The following is an 18,541-nucleotide window of genomic DNA, read 5'->3' as shown; positions in this document are numbered from 1 at the left end:
ATCTAACTAAATCATTATATAGGAAAAAGCCCTTTACTCCTGTTGGCAAAACCAGGAATAAAAGGCTTTTCCTATCTTCACATTAACATAAATGATAAATCTTCTTTTTTACGCTTCAATTATAGTAGAACACATGTATTTCTATTCATATCGCAATGCATCAATTGGCTTCATCTCTGCAGCCTTTTTTGCAGGATACACGCCAAATACCACACCTACCAATAAGGATGATAAAAAGGCATACAGCATGGGAGTTATTGTAATGGCAATCTCCACTCCTCCCAGCTTGTTCACGACCCAAGCCGCTCCAACTCCCAGCACAATCCCAATGAACCCACCCAAGATACTCAGCGTAACTGATTCAATCAAAAATTGTTGCATAATCGCCGTCTTAGTTGCTCCAATGGCCTTGCGAATCCCAATCTCACGAGTACGCTCTGTTACGGAGACCAGCATGATGTTCATAATACCGATGCCGCCTACCACTAAAGAAATCGCAGCAATTCCCGATAGCAATGTTGTCATTACGCTGGTTACGCTTTGCGCTGTTTCCAAAATATCTGATTGAGAGCTTATGGTAAAATCATTTTCTTGGCTAGGCATTAGCTTATGCTGAGATCGCAAGGTTTGTTGAATATCAAACTGAGCCTGAAGCATTTCATCTGCTGATGTTGCCGAGGCATAAATCGTGCGAATGCTGCTTTGTCCTAGACGCTCCATCGCCGTAGTAATTGGAATCATTACCTTATCATCGTTATTAGTCATGCCGGAGCTTCCTTGGCTTTTTAAAATACCAACCACTGTAAATGGAATACGATTAATTTCAATCGTTTTGCCAATAGGACTTTCATTGGAGTTAGCAAAGAGATTGGTAACGATCTCTGGACCAATAACCGCCACATTTGCCTGCTCGCTTACCTCAAAGCTAGTAAAAAATCGTCCCTCTTGCAAGCTAACGTTTCGTACCTGTGGAAAAGCTTCCGTCGTGCCCTCCAAACTGGATAAATAGTTACTATTCTGATACACCAATTGAGCGCGGGTGCTAACCGCGGGGGTAACATCTGCTATCGAATCCTTTTGTTGAAGGGCTGCTGCATCCTCTAGACTAAGTGAAAGCGAGCCTGCCCCCAAGCTAATGCCACCTTGCCTTGCTTGCCCTGCCGAGATAATCAACAGATTACTCCCTAACCCGTTAATTTGATTGGCTACACTAGCTTTTGCTCCTTCTCCAATCGCTACCATTGCGATCACAGCAGATACACCGATCATAATACCTAGCATGGTTAGAAAAGACCTAAGCTTATTAGCTGTGACACTCCGCAGTGATACGCGCATAGCTTCCCAATAATTCATAACACCACTTCCTCGGAATTCACTATTCTTCGCTCTTGAATTACCTCATTAGCTACGATCTGTCCGTCACGGAAATGGATGACCCGCTTAGCATATTCAGCAATATCTGGTTCGTGAGTGACTAGAATAACCGTTTTCCCTTCATTATTTAATTGTTGAAAAATTCCCATGATCTCTTGACTTGTTTTCGTATCAAGGGCACCTGTAGGCTCATCCGCCAAAATAATCACAGGTTCATTAACTAAGGCACGCGCAATAGAAACACGTTGCTGCTGCCCACCTGATAACTCATTTGGTTTGTTATATAACCGATTGCCAAGTCCGACTCTATGTAGGGAATCAATAGCTCGCTGTCGTCTTTGTTTAGCATCTACACCTGCATATAAAAGTGGAAGCTCCACATTTTCTACTGCGGGTGTACGCGGAATCAGATTAAAATTTTGAAAAACAAAACCTATTTTTTGGTTCCGAATTTTAGCTAGGTCTTCATCCTCTGCCTCCGAAACAGGATAGCCATCGAGATAAAAGGTTCCACTTGAAGGCAGATCCAAGCAACCAATCATGTTCATCATAGTAGATTTACCTGATCCTGAAGGCCCCATAATGGCTACAAAATCCCCTTCTTCAATGCTAAGATTTACTCCTCGCAGGGCATGTATTTCTTGATCTCCAATCACATACTTCTTTTTCACATCTGCAATCCGAATTACAGCTCTAGCATTATCTAGCTCTTGCCCCACCTTGGAAACCAGCTCCGCCACTTGGCATACCTCCTCCCATTACAGGCATACCACCCATACCTGACGACATTGGCCCCTGACCCATTTGACGAATATTCGAGGAGCTGTTAGCTACCTGCATAGTTAAAAGGATTTGATCTCCTTCCTCAAGTCCAGACGTAATTTCAACGCGATCTGAGCCTATTAGTCCAGTCGTTACTTCCTTAAATTGGAAACCTGATACAGTTTGCCCTTTGTCACGCGATTTGCCTTTTGAATCGGCTTGTGTTTCCGTATCTGTACTAGCACCATCTTTTCCTTTTACCAAAACTCCAGTTTTCCCGCCTTGTTCGCGCAAAGCAGTAATTGGAACATATAGCACATTCTTTTGTGCCCCTGCATGAATTGTTGTCTGGAGCGTCATGCCTGGCTTTAACAATCCTTCTTTATTTTCGACAGTAAGAAGTACTTTATAGGTTGTCACACCTGATTCTGTACTCCCTTCTGGGTATACTGTTTCTACTTTTCCTTGAAATTTTTTATTATTGTAGGTTCCAATCGTAAAAGTAGCTTCCATCCCCTGCTTGATTTTACCGATATCGTTCTGACTAATCTGGGCCATTACTCCCAACTGTTCAGAATTCGAGTTGTCCATCATCAAAAAGGGAGAGCTTGCCGCTTCTCCTACCTGCCCGTTCACCTGTAAAATAACACCATCCATTGGTGCTTTTAAGGTTAGCTTTTCTAAATTCTGCTGTTGTTGTTGCAGTTGTACCTCAGCTTGAGTAACTGATGCTTTTGCGGCTTGTAAGGAAGACTCTTGGACTGGAGCCTTAGCTTGATTAAATTGAGCTAGCGCAGAATCGTAGGCAGCCTGTGCTTGGGCAACATTATTATTACTTTGGTCTACTGTCTGACTGTGCTGCATGTTGGCAGTTTTGTATTCAGCTTCTGCCTGATTCAAACTATTTTGCGCCTGATCTAATTCACTTTTGGAAATAGCGCCGGCTTCGTATAATTTTTTTTGCGTCTCCAGATTCTTTTGAGCCTCTTGTAAGCCATCGCTCGCTTTCTCTTGTTGGATCAGGGCCTTTTGATTGTCATAATTTTTCTTAGCAGATTCTAATGCCGCTTTTGCTTTTGTTACATTTGACTGTAGTACTACAATTTCATTTTCATCCTTTGCCTGCATTTTTTCCGCTAAACCTGCCTTAGCTGATAAGAGGTTAGCTTCTGCAATCTTTATTTGCATCAAAGCATCGGATTGATCCATTGTAGCCAGTACCTGCCCTGCTTTAACAGTATCACCTATTTTAACGTTGATTGCTGTTACGGACTGATCACCACTCGGAAAGTTAACTGTCACCTGCTGTGCAGCTTGTACGGTTCCTGAAGCAGTAATTACCTCCGACACATCCCCTCGCTGGACTTGGATTGTCTGCATAATCGAAGCTGCACGTGAAGGAGATAGCAGCTTACTATAGGCAAAAACACCCGTTCCACACAGTAAGGCTATCGCTACTGCTCCCATGATGACCCTTCTTTTCCTTTTTCCCATTCTACTTAAAAATGATGTCCTCGTTGTGCTTCCAAGCATTGAGATTTCCCCCAAAAAATCGTTTATTTTGTAAACCGCATTCGTGATGAACTAACTATAAGTTCGCTGTATGTCAGCTAGATGTCTGTCTTGTGGGAAACTTGGTGAAAAATGGGGGTAAAAGAAAGGAAGCCTTTACAAGATAGCAAAAGGACTATTAAAAAAGTTGCCCACAGCTACCTTTGAAATCAGTAATTGTGGACAACTTCTATAGAATGTTTTTATTTATCTGTGGATAATCTTTTTGATGTTCCTCATTTGGTTAATGACAACGTAAAAATGGTCTTTTCCTGAACACTCTCTATCAATTCAAGATCGCCACCCAGTGCCTTTGCCATCATTTTACTAAAGGGTAATCCTAATCCAAGCCCTCTAACCTTGTGCTTCTTCTCTTCTCCGCGATAAAATCGCTCAAAAATATATTCCTTTTCTGTTTCTGGAATGCCGACACCATTATCTTGAACACAAATTTGAAGAACGTCATCTTGCTGTAATAGAGTTACCTGTATCATTGCGTTTAATCCTGTTGCTTGTTTTGCGTTATTTAATAGGTTATATAAAATTTGCTGTATACGTAGCGGGTCGGTGTCAATCCATACTTCTTGTTCAGGAATATCCGTCTGTAGGACAAGCGTATTCTCATCTTGTCCAATCAACCATTGATGCGTAATTTCCTGCACCAGATGATTCATATTCTGTGGTTGTTTGTTAACTTTAATATCTCCTACTGCAAATGAGTTAAAATCTAATAAATCTTCCACCATTTTTTGTAAGCGCACAATTTCTTTGGAGCAAATCTCCAGAAACTCTTTGGCTACCTCACCGGTCACCACATCATCTTTAACCGCTTGTAACAGCCCACTGATAGAGGTAACGGGTGTTTTCAGCTCATGGGTAACTCCAGCCAATAGCTCCGTTCGCATCAATTCTAACTGCCGTAGTCGATCAGCCATATCTTTAAACGAATGAATTAGTTCATAGATTTCCTTTTCCTTGATATCCTTCTTCAGTTCAATATCATAGTGTCCCGTCACAATCTGTTTAGCAGCATCCGCTACTTCCTTCACGGGTTCCGATAATTTTTTTGTTAGATAATAAATCACGATCCAGCCTAATAGTCCAAGACTTGTTAGCATAATGCATAATTGTTGCAACGTCTCTATGCTGCGATCCATCTCTTTTTTCGGCGAGAAGAGAAATACCCACCCCAGTGTTTGACCATTCTCCTCTATCTTCTGGGTAAGAAAAATGGCAGTATCTCCTGAGCGCGTCTGTATTTCTTGCACGACCTGATCTTCTTCCCAATCTGGAGAGATTCGGCGGAGGATATCGTCAACAAATCGATTTGATTTTCCAAAGATAATCTGCTTGTGTGCATCTAATATCATAACCATGGGCTTAAATCCACCCATGAAGCGTTGGCGATTCTCTACTAATCGTGGCAGGAAAGCAGGTATCAAAATCGTCGCCCTGTCTGCTGATACAATTTGTTCCGACAACTCCACAGCCATGTATCTCATGACATCTAGCCTTTTTTGCGTTTCATTGTAGCTTATCCACATGCTAGAGAAAAGTCCAATGACAACAAGACCAACGCATAAGGTTAATACATAACGAGTTGTCCAATAGGTTAATAACGTTTTCCGCTCTTTATTTTTCATTGACACAGAACTGATACCCCAATCCTCGTAGTGTACGAATTTCTCCTTCATCGGTTGGCCAATTTTGCAGGGTTCTACGGATACGCTTCACTGCAAGATCGACAGCACGATCACTGCCCTCATAGTCCATCCCCCAAACCTGCTCGATTAATTGCTCTCTAGTAAAGGTCTGATTGGGATGCTGTGCTAAAAATAAAAACAGAGAAAGATCACGTGGCGTAAAAGTAAGATCAATACCGTGCAAGGTGACAGAATGGGCTCGATAATCTACTTTTAAACTTCCAAAAATTCGAGTTTGGCAGTCACCCATGACCAGTAAGGAGCGGCGTAAAACGGCATTGACACGTGCTACGACCTCCTCACCAATAAAAGGCTTGGTAATATAATCGTCTGCCCCCTGATTTAGCCCATTTATCTTTTGATCCAGTTGACCCAACGCTGTCAGCATGATGACAGGACAGCTGCTTTTGGTACGAATATGCTCTAAAACCTTCCATCCACTCTGCCCTGGTAGCATGACGTCCAATAAAACCAGGGAAGGTGCCACACGCTCAAATGTATGTATCGCTTCTTCACCATCAAAGGCAAGCTCTACCTGATATCCCGCTTTTTCTAAATATACCTGTAGAACCCGAGAGATCGGTACTTCATCTTCTACGATTACAATTGTTTGCATAAGTTGCTCCCTTCCAGAATATAAGGCTAGGGCTTTATCAAAAGAATACGAAAAACATCCCGAAAGGAAAAGAGGGTATGTTTTGGCAATTCATACATAAAAAACTACACACAGGCATGGCCTTCCTGTAAATTCAGGAAAGCCATGCCAATCATCACGCATTATATCGAAAGTGGGAGGGTACTATAAACATGAGGATACTACTTTTTGCCGCATTCTTACTACTACTTTGCCGGATACTACTGCCGTTTTTTAGCTTGCCTTTATACTCACTAGCAGCTTACTAATTGCCGTAATAGTAGCCACTAGCTTTTTTACTACTTTCTATTTCAATTACTCATCCTTTGCTTCAGACTCTGCCTCTGCTTTTGGATTTTTCTTGTTTTGCATTTTTTCTAACCACTCTTGTAGTAGTTTGTTTACGGTATCAGCATCATCTGCATCAGCGGCTGCTTTGATCTGTTCCATGATATTCTCTTTTCCTTCATGACCAAAACGCTTGATACCTAGTTTTTCCATCTCTTCTTTTGCTTGTTCTTTCGTTAATGTTCCAGCTTTTACTTGCTCTTGGATTTCATCTAGTTTTTGCTTGGTTTCATCGTCAAGTTTGATGTCTTTATAGATCACATTCTTGACACCCAGTTTTTCCATCTCTTCTTTTGCTTGCTCTTTCGTTAATGTTCCAGCCTTTACTTGCTCTTGAATTTCATCTAGTTTTTGCTTGGTTTCATCGTCAAGTTTGATGTCTTTATAGATCACATTCTTGACACCCAGTTTTTCCATCTCTTCTTTTGCTTGCTCTTCCGTTAATGTTCCAGCTTTTACTTGCTCTTGAATTTCATCCAGTTTCTTTTTCATTTCTTCGTCAAACTTGATGATTTTATGAACAGGCTGCTTGATGCCTAGCTCTTCCATTTCCTCTTTTGCTTGTTCTTCCGTTAATGTTCCAGCTTTTACTTGTTCCTGAATTTCATCCAGTTTCTTTTTTGTTTCCTCATCTAAGTTATTAAATTTGATCATCTTAACCTTATTAAAGCCTTTCAGTCCAAGCTTTTCCATCTCTTCCTTGGCTTGCTCTTGCGTTAATGAGCCATCCTTTACCTGTTCACGAATTTCATCTAGCTTTTTCTTCGTTTCTTCATCCATTTGAGGAAGTTTTTCTTTCATTTTTTCCTGCTGATCAAACAGCTTTTGGAAATCGTCAGCTAGATCAGGATTGTATTTATTAATGATCTTCATTAATTCCTCCTGATTGGCTTGTCTATCCTCTAGAGAAAAATGTCCTCGTTTTTGAAAGGTTTGTTCTCCTTTTGTTGTCTCTACATTTGAAGTAGTTGCCGCAAAAGCAGCAGTTGGTGCAAACACTGCAAGAGCTAATGCTCCGATCATCCATTTCGACGCTTTTTTATTCATTCGAATCAAACTCCTTCATAGTTGATTTGCAAGAAGAACTTCTTACAAGTATCAATTTACTAAGGGAGTATGTCAGGTGAATGTCCACCTTAAGGAAAAGTTGTGGGAAACCTGAGGCTGGCTGTTCCATTTTAAGCTGTCAAAAAAGTTGACAATTAAATGAATATTTCGTATGTTTTGTATAACTTTCGTGATTGTACGCTGAATATCCTATTTGGTAAGCTAGTCACCACTTAGCTAGCGCTTGAAGCAGAAGACTTTTTTGCAGAAATGTTGTATATAAAGGGATTTCATCATATCGATAACGATAGAAAGGGTGTGTTTGTATTGAAAAAGAATCTAGGCCTTATCATTCTGTTACTAGGAAGTATGGCTTTGGTGGGCTGTGAACGGGATCAATACAATGTGTTAGGTCATGAAACAGAATTTTACGCTGCCATGTTAAGTGAAGGTAAAGACTTAACCGACAAAGGCAAGGAATATACTCTCCCTACCTATGATAAAGATGGCAATAAGAAAATCCTAACTTACATCGCAGATTCTAAAATACCTGAGGGCTCTTTAGTTAAATTCACAATCAATCAGCAAGGTGACGTGATAACACTTGATAACGTAGCTATTAAGGACATTCCCGAACCGGCTCAGAAACAACTGCATATTCAATAGAACAAATCAGTCAAATCAAAACAGCCACCTTTCTCTAACCAGATGAAAGGTGGCTGTTTACCAAAGAAACTATTCCTTTGCCAAATTGTTAAGCTACTTCGTTATCACATCTTCCCTGAGTAAGGAAGCTATATAGGTTTTCATAAGAGATTTCTACCATGTTGGTAAGCGCTTCGTCTGTGTAAGAACCGATATGCGGTGTTACCAGTACACGAGGGAACATGTTGATTAGTTTTTCAATTGTTTCATTAGGCAAAGCCTGATCCTTCAAGTTTTTGAAGAAGAAAGTAGATTCATTTTCAAATACGTCTGTACCAAACCCAGCTAGTTTATTTGTTTCTAAAGCTCGTAGAATTGCTTCGTTGTCTTGCAACTCACCGCGAGAAGTGTTGATTAGCACAGCTTGATCTTTCATTTTCGCAAGGAACTCATCGTTGATCATTTTGTAGTTCTGATCCTTGAAGAACGGAACATGTACAGATACCAAGTCAGATTTTGCTAATACTTCATCTAAAGGTAGGTAATCTACAATGATTTTAGCCGCTTCATTTTCAAACACATCGTATGCTACTACATGAGCTCCCAAACCTTTGAATAATTTAGCAGTTGTTAACCCGATTTTACCGGTACCTAGGATACCTACTGTACAATTGCGAATCTCCTTACTAAACATAGAAGCATCAACTGTGAAGTCTTTGTCTTTTGTTTTATTAGCTGTATAAGAAGCATTGCGCATCAGCATCATGCCAAGTGTAAGTGCTAATTCAGAAATCGCATTTGGAGAATAAGCTGGTACGCGAGCAGCTTTCATACCGCAATCCTTCACCGCTTGTAGGTCAATATGGTTAAACCCTACTGTTCTAGTCAGTAAATATTTTACTCCGTAGCTAGCTAATTTTTCGATATTCGTGCGAGTCGCCTTACAATTACCGCGAACCATAACCGCATCTGCACCCTTAGCCATCTCAACATTCGTATCATTCATTAAATCTGTTACTAGTGTTAAATTATAATTAAATTTGTTTAGTTTTTTAAAGAATTCAACCTCTACATCTCGTACACCATAGCAAACTAGATTAACAGTTTTCATTTGAAATCCTCCCTCTCTGTTGTGAACCTATTTATAAGCTTCTCTGTATTTCGTTATTTCTTTTATACAAACAGTCCCATAGATTTAATCATTTCTAGGACGACAATCCATAAAGGCATTGCTAGGACACCAAGTATTGTGGATAACAAGGAGCAGTTAGATGTTAATACTGCCTCTTTATCAAAGCTGATGGCATAAGCTGCTGCCACTGTTGCTGTTGGTGTAGCCATCATGATTACTACTGTTGCTAGAGCTACGTGAGATACTGGCAATAAACCAGTCACTGTTAGCACAGTCAAGATCACAATATTAATAATTGGAACAATAACTACTTTGTTTAAGCTGTAGTACCAAGCATCTTTAACTCGTACAGCATCTTTTAAAGAAATCTCAGCTAGAGTAGCACCGATAGACAACCAAGCAAGTGGAGAAGCTAATTTAGCTAGATAATCCATTGGTTTGAATAGCCACAAAGCTGTTTTATCAATGCGCAGGAATGCGTAACTTACTTCTTTTCCATCTGCCATCATGTGAACCTGTGGAATGTAATTTTGGAACATCCAGATAAACAATCCTGCAAAGGTAGCTACTACGATTGGATTTAAGAACATTGTCTTGATGTTTTTCGCTTCCATTTTTAAACCAGACATTTTGATATAGCCGTAAGAGTAAAGGAAAATTCGATATCCAATGTTAAAGATAGAAGCGTACATAACACCAACTGCACCATACATAACTTGTACAATTGGAATTCCGAAGAAAGTAGTAGAACCAAAGATCGTTAGAACACGTAATACATCTTGTTTATCACCTGCATATTTAGCAAACAGTGGTTTAGAAACAATAATGAGTACGATGTAGACCAAGATTCCCCAAATCAGAAGGTTAATCCCTTGTTTCAAGGATTCAGTATCAATGTCAGTCATAAAGGCCGTAAATGCTAGTGCTGGAAGAGCTACAGATAAGATAACGTTGCTTAGAATCTTAGCTGTTTGCTTTGATAAAACTTCTTTCTTACGTAAAAAGAATCCTAAGAAAATAATGAAGACAGAAGAACTAATGGCACTAACAATTTTGCTATCTGTTAATGTGCTAATAAAAATTTCCCCGATGTTCATCGAGCACTCCCCCTTGTATCGAAAATGTGAATACTTTCACATTATGGTTCAAAAAAATAAGTGAGTTATTTGTTTTACCCTTGTGAATCAATTCACATTCTTTATGGTTCTATCATAATCCTACTTTTCTATTCTGCCTACCTTATATAACTTATTAAATCGATTATGTAACTAATGTAACTGGATAGACAGAATGTCCGATTTCATAAATAAAAAAAGCGACCAGTCAAATGCTAGTCGCCTTTTTCTTACATATATTGTTTAATGCGCTCACTGCTATCCTCAACTGTACGGTGTTTACACACAGGCCGTCCTACGGTACCGTACATAATTTCAGCCTTCAATACTCCGATTTCACTTAAAAAATTTAAGTATTTCCGCATGGATACACGTGAAATCCCTACCTCGTGCGCCATTTCTTCCGTGGAGAATGCTTGTCCTTTTCTCTCGGTAATATGATCCCAAATCAATTGCAATGTCGTGCGCGTTAATCCTTTGGGAAGGTCCAATAAAATTTGGGTATGATCTTTATCCTTTGCTAACAAAAATTTATCCAAATCGGTTTGACTTAATTTTTTTTGGCGTTTCATCACACTAGCTTTCTCTTTGTAATCTTGAAGCGCCTCCTGAAAGCGTTCAAATTCGAACGGCTTAATTAAATAATCAACAGCACCGAATTGCAGCGCCTTATTAATGCTTTTCGTATCGCATGCTGCCGTGATCATAATGACATCAATACTTCTTTCTCTTTGACGTATTTGTGTAAGAAAGTCAAACCCACTTTTTCCAGGCAAAAACACATCAAGGAGAACGAGATCAACCTCTATCTCATCAATAATCTCTAAAGCCTTCTTAACATCATTGGCCACTGCCTGAACGGTGAAGCCTTCTACCATCTCTAGATATCTTTTATTAAATTCCGCTACCATTGGGTCATCCTCTACGATTAGCACCTTAATCATCATACTCATCCTTCATTTTGTAAGGCAGGGCTATTACAAAGCTTGTTCCTTTGCCCTCAACAGAATGGATAGCAATCTCACCTTTCCACTTATCCACATGCTGAGTAACAAAATACAGCCCCAATCCTCTATTTTCTCCTTTAGTCGAAAAACCCTTCACAAAGATTTCTCGTCTAAATGTTGGTGGAATTCCCTGTCCGCTATCGGTTAGTTCAATTAAAATCTGCTCTTCTGTTTGTTCAATCTTCAGCTCTACTTTTTTAACCTCTGCTTGTATAGAGGCTTCCATAGCATTATTAATCAGATTTCCAACTATGGTAATGAGAGAATGAATCAGCTCCGAATCCTCCGTCTCCGCTAAATAGCTCTCTTCATTTAAAATCAGCTCTACATCATCTTCTCTAGCATCGCTAATTTTCCCTAATAAAAATCCAGCGAACACTGAGCTCTTAATCCTTCTCACAATAAATCCAATTTCTTTTTGGTGCTGAATGGAAATTTGTTTAATATATTCATTGAGCTGGTCATAATAGCCCATGTGTATCATGCCTTGAATGACATGCAATTTATTTTTAAATTCGTGCGATTTGGCCCGAAGTGCATCAGCATAGAGCTGGATTCCTGTAATTTGTTCTACCAGTTGTTGTATTTCTGTTTTATCTCGGAACGTAGCCACAACCCCTACTACCTGATCATCAACCACTACTGGTACACAGTTAATCACAAGAGAGATTCCATTGATGCTGTAATGCTCATCTAACTGTGCCTTGCCCGTACGCAGAGTTTCCTCCAATATCCACATGTGGTCACTAGCGCACTTTCCTACGATTTCTTCAGAGCTGTCCGCTAGCTGTAATAATCGGCGGGCCTCCGAATTGACCAAGGTAATAATTCCTTCCCGATCCACGGCTATAACGCCTTCACGTACGGATTGAAGCATCGCGTTTTGTTCTTCTAACACTTTCGCAATAGCAAAGGGTTCTAGTCCAAACAGAATTTTTTTAATATGTCTGGCTAGCAGCAACGCTCCAATAATACCAATTACAATCCCGAGTATCATACTTAGATAAATCACCGATCGGCTCTGCTTAACTGCCTTTCCTACATCATCTAATGCGATTCCGACAGTCACAACGCCAATCTGTTTTCCATTGTAATCATATACAGGTGTAAATACTCGTAAAGCCTCCCCTAGCACTCCTACTGCGATAGAAATGTATTCCTTACCAGATAATGAAGCGTTCGCATCTTCTCGATCCAAAAAGGATTGTCCTACTCTGGAAGGAATCGGGTGGGATTTTCTAATTAAATTCATATCAAGCACGACCACAAAGCTCACATTCGTCAAATCTTTAATCCGATTAGAGAAGGTCTGTATTTCGGCTTGATCTCGCTTGCCTGTTAACCCCTCAATAACAATCACCGAATTAGCTACAATTCGCCCAATATCGGTCACCTTCTCAGACAAGCTATCCTTGGTCTGGCTAGCAATATCCCTGCTAATCAGCACATTTGTAACCAATAGAGAACTAATAACGACAATTCCAATAAGCAAGATAATTTTTGTGTGTAAGCTAAGCTGTAACTTCCTTTTGCCAGGTTTGTTCATGAACAGGCTAAGCTCCTTCTGCTCGAGATGTCTAGTTTCCTTTAGGTAGGCTAAGGTGCTATATCCCCTGAGTCGCTATGCTTCTTATGCAACTAACAGATTACTCCTTAGTTTTTTACGCCATTTTAGCTATTATACTAAACTTCACAGATATGTAATATTGTTATTCAAAAAAGGTTAGCAATTTGTCAGTAATAGAGAGGATTTTGTGAATAGTCCAAGCAAACAAAAAACATCCCGTATCATCCATGCAGATGATTCGAGATGTACATACCCTGATCTGTTTTAACCGAACAGATTAGCTATATTCTATAAAAATTTTCGTTGGACCTTTTTCCCATCATAGCTAAAAGCCACAGCCCGATCATCCAATGTAGTCTCAATGTGTACGTTTTTGCCCCATAATGTATAAACATACGGTAGGGTTTTCTCAATATATTTCACATCTAGCTCTAATCCCTCGTATAGATGCTTGATATACAATTCTCCGCTGCGCAGGTAGTCACCATCTTGGACGATCAAGTAGGGGAATCCACCATTTACACGGGAAAGTACCAATTGATCACGCACCAGCTCCCATTGCTTCTGTGTGATCATCCAGTCGCTCCCCTGCTTTCCAAAAGTATACATATCCAATCGCCTTACAAGATCCTCTGTAAGATAGTTACGGATAAAAGAAATATCTCCCTCTAATTCGCGCACCTCAAAGATTTTTTCCATTCCCTGATTTGGTTTGCGACCGAAACGCTCCTGTTCTTCTTTCGTAGGATTATTATAACGCATTTCAATATCTTCAAACATTTTTAAGCCTAAATGATACGGATTAATACTAGTCGTAGATGGCTGTATGACCGAGGAATGCAGCTTAGCAAACTCAATTGTTTCCGCTTCCGTTAAGTCCATTTCGCGAAGAATCCGGCAATGCCAAAAGGAAGCCCAGCCTTCATTCATAATCTTCGTTTCCATCTGTGGCCAAAAATATAACATTTCATCACGTATAATGGTCATGATATCACGCTGCCATGGTGCCAAATATGGGCTATATTCCTGAATAAACCAGAGTAAATCTTTCTCCGGCTGCTCGGGAAATCGTTGATGCTGATTAGATGTAGTATCTGTTATCGGAGCATCTTGATCAAGCTTCCACAAATCATCATAAGGTGAGCTAGGCTTATAAGTCTTAGGAGTATCTGTCTTTTCCGCATATAACGTTGTTCTTTCTTTTTTGGGCTGAATCAGTCTTGGATCAATATGCTCTTGAATCCCAATGCAAGCGTCCAATAAGTCCTCCACTTTCTCTTTCCCATAGGCAATTTCGTACTCCCGGATACGATCAGCACTAGCTGCCATGCTTTCTACCATATTTCGATTCGTATTACTAAAACGTACATTATTCTTGAAGAAATCGCAGTGAGCCAGTACATGTGCCACAATTAATTTATTTTGGATCAAGCTATTTCCGTCTAATAAAAAGGCATAGCATGGATTAGAGTTGATCACTAACTCATAAATTTTACTAAGGTTTAAGTCGTATTGAAGTTTCATTTTGAAGAAGTTTTTACCAAATGACCAATGCGAATATCTAGTTGGCATGCCATAGGCCCCAAACGTATAAATAATCTCCGCAGGACATATCTCATACCGCATAGGATAAAAATCTAAGCCAAACCCTTTAGCAATTTCTGTTATTTCATCAATTGCATATTCCAGTTGACGTTGTTCCTCCTGGTTCATCCACAATCCCTCCTTTTCACCTCTACATCATGTATATGTAAAACGTGGAAAAGAAATAAGGTAAATAAAAAAAGCACATGGTTTGGCTATTAGTGCCAAACCATGTGCTTTTTTATCGCTACAAAATCATTTTTTATCGTATAGCCTACTGCTTGCTTATTTACTTCCCTTTAATACAAGCTCAATACTGTACCTACTCCTTCTTGTCGTGCTTTTCTATAAATTTCATAAGCGCACGAGATATCTTCTATAGCCATCCCCATCGGATTTAAAATAATAATCTCATCATCGGTTTCTCGGCCGGCTTTTTTATTGGTGATAATATCTCCTAGTTCTGCATGAAGCATTTCCTTTGAAAATTTGCCTTCTAATACTAACTGATTAATAATTTTTTTCTCACGATTGGATTGATCCCAGTCATCGACCACCACTTTATCCGCCCGTAAAAAAGCCTCCTTCTCTACGTCCATAATAGAAATGTTACTGACAAATGTTCCTTTCTTGATCCAGTCTGCTTTAATATACGGCTGGTCTGTGACGGTGCACGTGACGAGAACTTCTGCATTCTCTACTGCACTTTGAGCTGAGTGATGAATCTGAAATACAACATGACTAAAGCGCTGCTGCATCTCCTTGCCAAACATTTTAGCCTTTTGTAAATCTAAATCAAACAAGTGAACATTCTTAATCTGGTCAAACTGCTCTAACAAAGAATTTATTTGCATCTTAGCAATTAATCCACAACCTATAACGGATAAATGCTGGAAGTCTTTTTTAGCCAAGTATTCAGTGGCTACTACTGTTACTGCCGCCGTTCTCATAGCACTGATAACACTGCCTTCTAAAATAGCGATGGGGAAGTTTGTTTCAGGATCATTTAAAATAATCAAAGCGCTTGCTCTTTCCAAATTCTTTTTCGTAGGATTGGAAAATTTACTTCCGATCCACTTGATGCCCGAGATGGCAGGCTCCCCCAAGTAGGCCGGCATAGCTATGATTCTATCAGCGATATGCTCATCTTTTTTATTAGTTTTGAGATACGGTTTTAGGGGCTGACTGAAATTCTTTTCTGAGTGTAGGCTAAGAGCTTGTTTTATAGCCTGTACGTATATTTGCGACTTATAGCCACCTACGTCGATAATATCTTGCTTGTTCAGATAAATTAATTCCGGCTTAGTTTCCACTAACATCATAACCACTCCTTTATCGCTGTCGCTTTATTTAATCGAAACAGATTTATAAATAGAGGTAGGCAGTGTAATGTCATGTTGACTCATCCATTCATCTGAAAAAATGGTGCTATAGTATCTATCTCCCCTATCTGGCAAAATGGCTAATACTCTTTGTCCTTCAGCTAAATCATCGAGTAAACGCAGGGCTGCACAAACGGCTGCCCCTGATGATCCTCCTACGAGTAATCCTTCCTGTAGTACCAATTGCCTTGTGATATAGAACGCATCTGCATCATTTACATAGCTTACATCATCATACAAGCTCTTATCTAAATTCCCTGGAACAATAGCATTGCCAATCCCCAGCAACCTTCGTGGGCCTGGTTGCCCGCCAAAGATAACCGATCCTACAGCGTCTACAGCTAAAATTTTCACAGAGGGGCTTAATTTTTTCATTTCTGCTGCCACCCCTGTAATTAATCCTGCTGTGCCAACCGGGCAAACAATCCAATCCAGTGTATCCTGAAAATCACTGTGAATTTCACGGGCTAATGACTCCATATACGCTCTAGGATTCTCTGGATTGTTGTATTGATTGGGCCAATAAGCCCCCTCTATCGTTCTTTCTAATAATTGAGCCGTGGCCAACCGTGTTTTTAAATAGTTTCCATGCTCATCTGCCTTTTCTACCATATGAACCTGTGCCCCAAATGCTTTAATCAGGTTTAAATTAACCTTGCTAATTTTAGGGTCTACTACACATATCATTTTATAGCCCTTCATCTTCGCTACCATAGCTAATCCTATAGCCAGATTGCCTGATGAGGATTCAACAATTGTTCCATTGGGCTTTAGTTGCCCGTTTTTTTCAGCAAACTCAATTATGCGCTTGGCAACCCTATCTTTTGAGCTTCCCCCAGGATTAAAGCCTTCTAATTTTACAAATAATTCACTATTTTCACTCCGAACTAAATGCTTAAGCTTCACCACTGGCGTATTACCTATTAATTCTAAAGCATTTTCATAAATCATGTTCTTGCCTCCCATGCTTTTTTAAATGACATTTGAGACTTTTTCATTGATAGAAATTGCTCTTGGGCTACCTTCTTTTTATCCTCATCAAAATTTTTACTTAAAAAATTTTCTCCCAAATTATTTTTATCGCTTTTAACCCCTACATATTGCAAATCAGGATTTTCAAATTCTGCCCCCGCCTGATTGACTAAAAGCTCAAAAGCTAATCGATAGGAGGTAGCTTTCACTTCCCAAATGGATTCATAACGAAATGGGTCCTTTATTCTTACCGCTCTGATAATTGGCCCTGTATCGATTCCGTTATCTACATAATGAATGGATGCTCCAGCGGCTCTTTGAAAGTCATTCTGGTTACCTTTCACAGCCATATTTTCGATGGCATACATTCCTCTCGCATACGGAAGAACTGCTGAATGAGCATTAATAATGTTTCCTTCTGTATACTCAATCCACCAGGGTTTTAAAATCTGATCCAAGAAAATATATACCGTAAGATCATATTCCTTGGTCAAACTGCTGATAAATGCTTCCATGTCAGGGTGATTCAAATTGGGTCCGCTGTAATAAATATGCCCAACGACATCAGCAGGATAGGAGGGGATTCCATATAATGAAATCATACTTTTTTCTGCTTCACTGATGGTTCCGTATAGCGAAAGAAGTTCACTGTATTCATTCTCTGTAAGTTGCTTTTTACCAGAGAAGGTACGGTGGAATTGCACCTTTTGTTCACTGTTACCCTGATTATCTCTGATAACAATGCCCTTGAATGAAGTCGTATCTTTAAAGCTTTCATACCAATCTCTGATTAAATATACAGCGTGAAAACTTCCCTCTGTCAGTAACAGATGAGCTTTAGCCTTTTTCAGCTCCATCTAAAGTCTCCTCCTCTTTTTTACCTTTCCCAGCCTAAATTTCACACAAAAAAACCGGATCAGTATAAAGCCTAATAGAAGCTCTCCATAATGCCAGTAATTCAAGCCAATCCTCTTCTACGTAATCTTCTCGAATCAAAAAACTAAGCGGGATGTTCAAATTCAAAATTCGCCCGCAAGTAAGGGTAAATTTTGTTACACCTGCTGGTAAAAGAAGGCCTTCATCAACTATATTTTTAATCTGATCAATATGAAAAGCAGGATATTGAAATACAATGCCTCGGTCAACAGGCAATTGCTCTGCTGTTATACGATCAAAGTTATATTTACTAGAATAGGAATTAACAATCTCCTTCCAAATCGTAATTCTCTTTTTTACATCCATGTAAAAATCTGCGGGAGTGTATACATAGTGTTTCTCATTCCTAACGAAAAGTGTCGCGATCGGCTCTACAGCATATTTTTCCTTCCGCCATAATAAATCGGGGTTCTGTAGCAATTCCTCGATAAGATTCTCAGCATCTACAAGATGATGAGCCCAGGCATCTATGGAAAGAAACTCTAAATCCACCACTTGTATCACAATTCGTTTGCAATTTAATCTTTGTAAAGATAATGTGCGATGAGCTCCATCCAGAATCAAATATTTGTCATGTTCAAGTTGCAAAGCAATAGGAGGATTTTTTACCTTTTGCTCATTTTTAATTCTGCTGCAAAGTTTTTTTAGCCTCTCTACTTCGTATTCTTCATGTAAAAATACTTGATTAATTGGTACTACTCGTAGCTCAGATAACACATTATTTCCTCCTCTACAGCTAAATGAGAATGATCAGTTACCTATTGATACGAAACATACCCATA

General features: G+C 39.5%; 16 protein-coding genes. 1 reads left to right on the top strand and 15 read right to left on the bottom strand.

Annotation, left to right across the window (positions count from 1 at the left end):
* Positions 1–141: 141 nt before the first annotated feature.
* The 6 genes from O0550_RS00655 to O0550_RS00630 form a co-directional block, all read right to left on the bottom strand.
* Positions 142–1,353, bottom strand: a complete 1,212-nt coding sequence (locus tag O0550_RS00655) for an ABC transporter permease (protein ID WP_068792719.1) — start codon at positions 1,351–1,353, stop codon at positions 142–144.
* Positions 1,350–2,114, bottom strand: coding sequence for an ABC transporter ATP-binding protein (locus tag O0550_RS00650; protein ID WP_258425442.1), 765 nt, complete (start codon positions 2,112–2,114; stop codon positions 1,350–1,352). The genes O0550_RS00655 and O0550_RS00650 overlap by 4 nt, the downstream gene beginning before the upstream one ends.
* The gene (locus O0550_RS00645; protein ID WP_258425441.1) at positions 2,074–3,603 is read right to left on the bottom strand and encodes an efflux RND transporter periplasmic adaptor subunit; all 1,530 of its coding nucleotides are present in this window, start codon (positions 3,601–3,603) and stop codon (positions 2,074–2,076) included. The genes O0550_RS00650 and O0550_RS00645 overlap by 41 nt, the downstream gene beginning before the upstream one ends.
* A gap of 320 nt (positions 3,604–3,923) precedes the next feature.
* Positions 3,924–5,330: a HAMP domain-containing sensor histidine kinase gene (locus tag O0550_RS00640; protein WP_258425594.1), complete on the bottom strand. Its 1,407-nt coding sequence runs from the start codon at positions 5,328–5,330 to the stop codon at positions 3,924–3,926.
* Complete coding sequence (locus O0550_RS00635; RefSeq protein ID WP_003335315.1) at positions 5,320–6,006, bottom strand: response regulator transcription factor; 687 nt, start codon at positions 6,004–6,006, stop codon at positions 5,320–5,322. The genes O0550_RS00640 and O0550_RS00635 overlap by 11 nt, the downstream gene beginning before the upstream one ends.
* Positions 6,007–6,339: 333 nt before the next feature.
* A complete protein-coding gene (locus tag O0550_RS00630) occupies positions 6,340–7,419 on the bottom strand; it encodes a hypothetical protein (RefSeq protein ID WP_258425440.1) in 1,080 nt (359 codons plus the stop codon).
* 318 nt (positions 7,420–7,737) lie between these two features.
* On the opposite strand from O0550_RS00630, the gene O0550_RS00625 reads away from it, so the two are divergent.
* Entirely contained in the window at positions 7,738–8,085 is a 348-nt protein-coding gene (locus O0550_RS00625) for a YxeA family protein (protein ID WP_242401299.1), read from the top strand.
* An 88-nt stretch (positions 8,086–8,173) separates the two neighbouring features.
* Here the strand turns inward: O0550_RS00625 and O0550_RS00620 are convergent, their stop codons facing one another.
* The 9 genes from O0550_RS00620 to O0550_RS00580 all read right to left on the bottom strand — a co-directional run bounded on the left by O0550_RS00620 (position 8,174) and on the right by O0550_RS00580 (position 18,476).
* Positions 8,174–9,175 (bottom strand): 2-hydroxyacid dehydrogenase, encoded by a 1,002-nt coding sequence (locus O0550_RS00620; RefSeq protein WP_003335318.1) that lies wholly within the window; start codon positions 9,173–9,175, stop codon positions 8,174–8,176.
* 62 nt (positions 9,176–9,237) lie between these two features.
* Complete coding sequence (locus tag O0550_RS00615; RefSeq protein WP_003339198.1) at positions 9,238–10,293, bottom strand: AEC family transporter; 1,056 nt, start codon at positions 10,291–10,293, stop codon at positions 9,238–9,240.
* Positions 10,294–10,541: 248 nt separating this feature from the next.
* Complete coding sequence (locus O0550_RS00610; RefSeq protein WP_003339199.1) at positions 10,542–11,255, bottom strand: response regulator; 714 nt, start codon at positions 11,253–11,255, stop codon at positions 10,542–10,544.
* Entirely contained in the window at positions 11,248–12,864 is a 1,617-nt protein-coding gene (gene dcuS, locus O0550_RS00605; protein ID WP_003335321.1) for a DcuS/MalK family sensor histidine kinase, read from the bottom strand. Before dcuS ends, O0550_RS00610 begins: the two co-directional genes overlap by 8 nt.
* Positions 12,865–13,173: 309 nt before the next feature.
* A complete protein-coding gene (locus tag O0550_RS00600) occupies positions 13,174–14,598 on the bottom strand; it encodes a SpoVR family protein (protein WP_258425439.1) in 1,425 nt (474 codons plus the stop codon).
* Between the two features lie 170 nt (positions 14,599–14,768).
* Positions 14,769–15,788 (bottom strand): 2,3-diaminopropionate biosynthesis protein SbnB, encoded by a 1,020-nt coding sequence (gene sbnB / locus O0550_RS00595; protein ID WP_163246890.1) that lies wholly within the window; start codon positions 15,786–15,788, stop codon positions 14,769–14,771.
* Positions 15,789–15,815: 27 nt separating this feature from the next.
* The gene (gene sbnA, locus O0550_RS00590; RefSeq protein WP_258425438.1) at positions 15,816–16,802 is read right to left on the bottom strand and encodes a 2,3-diaminopropionate biosynthesis protein SbnA; all 987 of its coding nucleotides are present in this window, start codon (positions 16,800–16,802) and stop codon (positions 15,816–15,818) included.
* Positions 16,799–17,680: a formyltransferase family protein gene (locus O0550_RS00585; RefSeq protein ID WP_258425437.1), complete on the bottom strand. Its 882-nt coding sequence runs from the start codon at positions 17,678–17,680 to the stop codon at positions 16,799–16,801. The genes sbnA and O0550_RS00585 overlap by 4 nt, the downstream gene beginning before the upstream one ends.
* Before the next feature lie 34 nt (positions 17,681–17,714).
* Positions 17,715–18,476 carry a ParB N-terminal domain-containing protein gene (locus O0550_RS00580; RefSeq protein WP_022583749.1) on the bottom strand — a complete coding sequence of 254 codons (762 nt, stop codon included), beginning with the start codon at positions 18,474–18,476 and terminating at the stop codon, positions 17,715–17,717.
* Between the last annotated feature and the right edge of the window lie 65 nt (positions 18,477–18,541).

The sequence above is a fragment of the Brevibacillus halotolerans genome, from assembly GCF_026891775.1.
Lineage (GTDB): Bacteria > Bacillota > Bacilli > Brevibacillales > Brevibacillaceae > Brevibacillus_B > Brevibacillus_B halotolerans.
The sequence above is the reverse complement of the archived record's forward strand: the minus strand, read 5'-3'. Positions and strand labels throughout refer to the sequence as shown.

Coding starts and splice junctions, on each gene's coding strand:
- O0550_RS00655 (WP_068792719.1), bottom strand. CDS start 1,353: ATGAATTATTGGGAAGCTATGCGCGTATCACTGCGGAGTGTCACAGCT.
- O0550_RS00645 (WP_258425441.1), bottom strand. CDS start 3,603: ATGGGAGCAGTAGCGATAGCCTTACTGTGTGGAACGGGTGTTTTTGCC.
- O0550_RS00640 (WP_258425594.1), bottom strand. CDS start 5,330: ATGAAAAATAAAGAGCGGAAAACGTTATTAACCTATTGGACAACTCGT.
- O0550_RS00635 (WP_003335315.1), bottom strand. CDS start 6,006: ATGCAAACAATTGTAATCGTAGAAGATGAAGTACCGATCTCTCGGGTT.
- O0550_RS00630 (WP_258425440.1), bottom strand. CDS start 7,419: ATGAATAAAAAAGCGTCGAAATGGATGATCGGAGCATTAGCTCTTGCA.
- O0550_RS00620 (WP_003335318.1), bottom strand. CDS start 9,175: ATGAAAACTGTTAATCTAGTTTGCTATGGTGTACGAGATGTAGAGGTT.
- O0550_RS00615 (WP_003339198.1), bottom strand. CDS start 10,293: ATGAACATCGGGGAAATTTTTATTAGCACATTAACAGATAGCAAAATT.
- O0550_RS00610 (WP_003339199.1), bottom strand. CDS start 11,255: ATGATTAAGGTGCTAATCGTAGAGGATGACCCAATGGTAGCGGAATTT.
- dcuS (WP_003335321.1), bottom strand. CDS start 12,864: ATGAACAAACCTGGCAAAAGGAAGTTACAGCTTAGCTTACACACAAAA.
- O0550_RS00600 (WP_258425439.1), bottom strand. CDS start 14,598: ATGAACCAGGAGGAACAACGTCAACTGGAATATGCAATTGATGAAATA.
- sbnB (WP_163246890.1), bottom strand. CDS start 15,788: ATGTTAGTGGAAACTAAGCCGGAATTAATTTATCTGAACAAGCAAGAT.
- sbnA (WP_258425438.1), bottom strand. CDS start 16,802: ATGATTTATGAAAATGCTTTAGAATTAATAGGTAATACGCCAGTGGTG.
- O0550_RS00585 (WP_258425437.1), bottom strand. CDS start 17,680: ATGGAGCTGAAAAAGGCTAAAGCTCATCTGTTACTGACAGAGGGAAGT.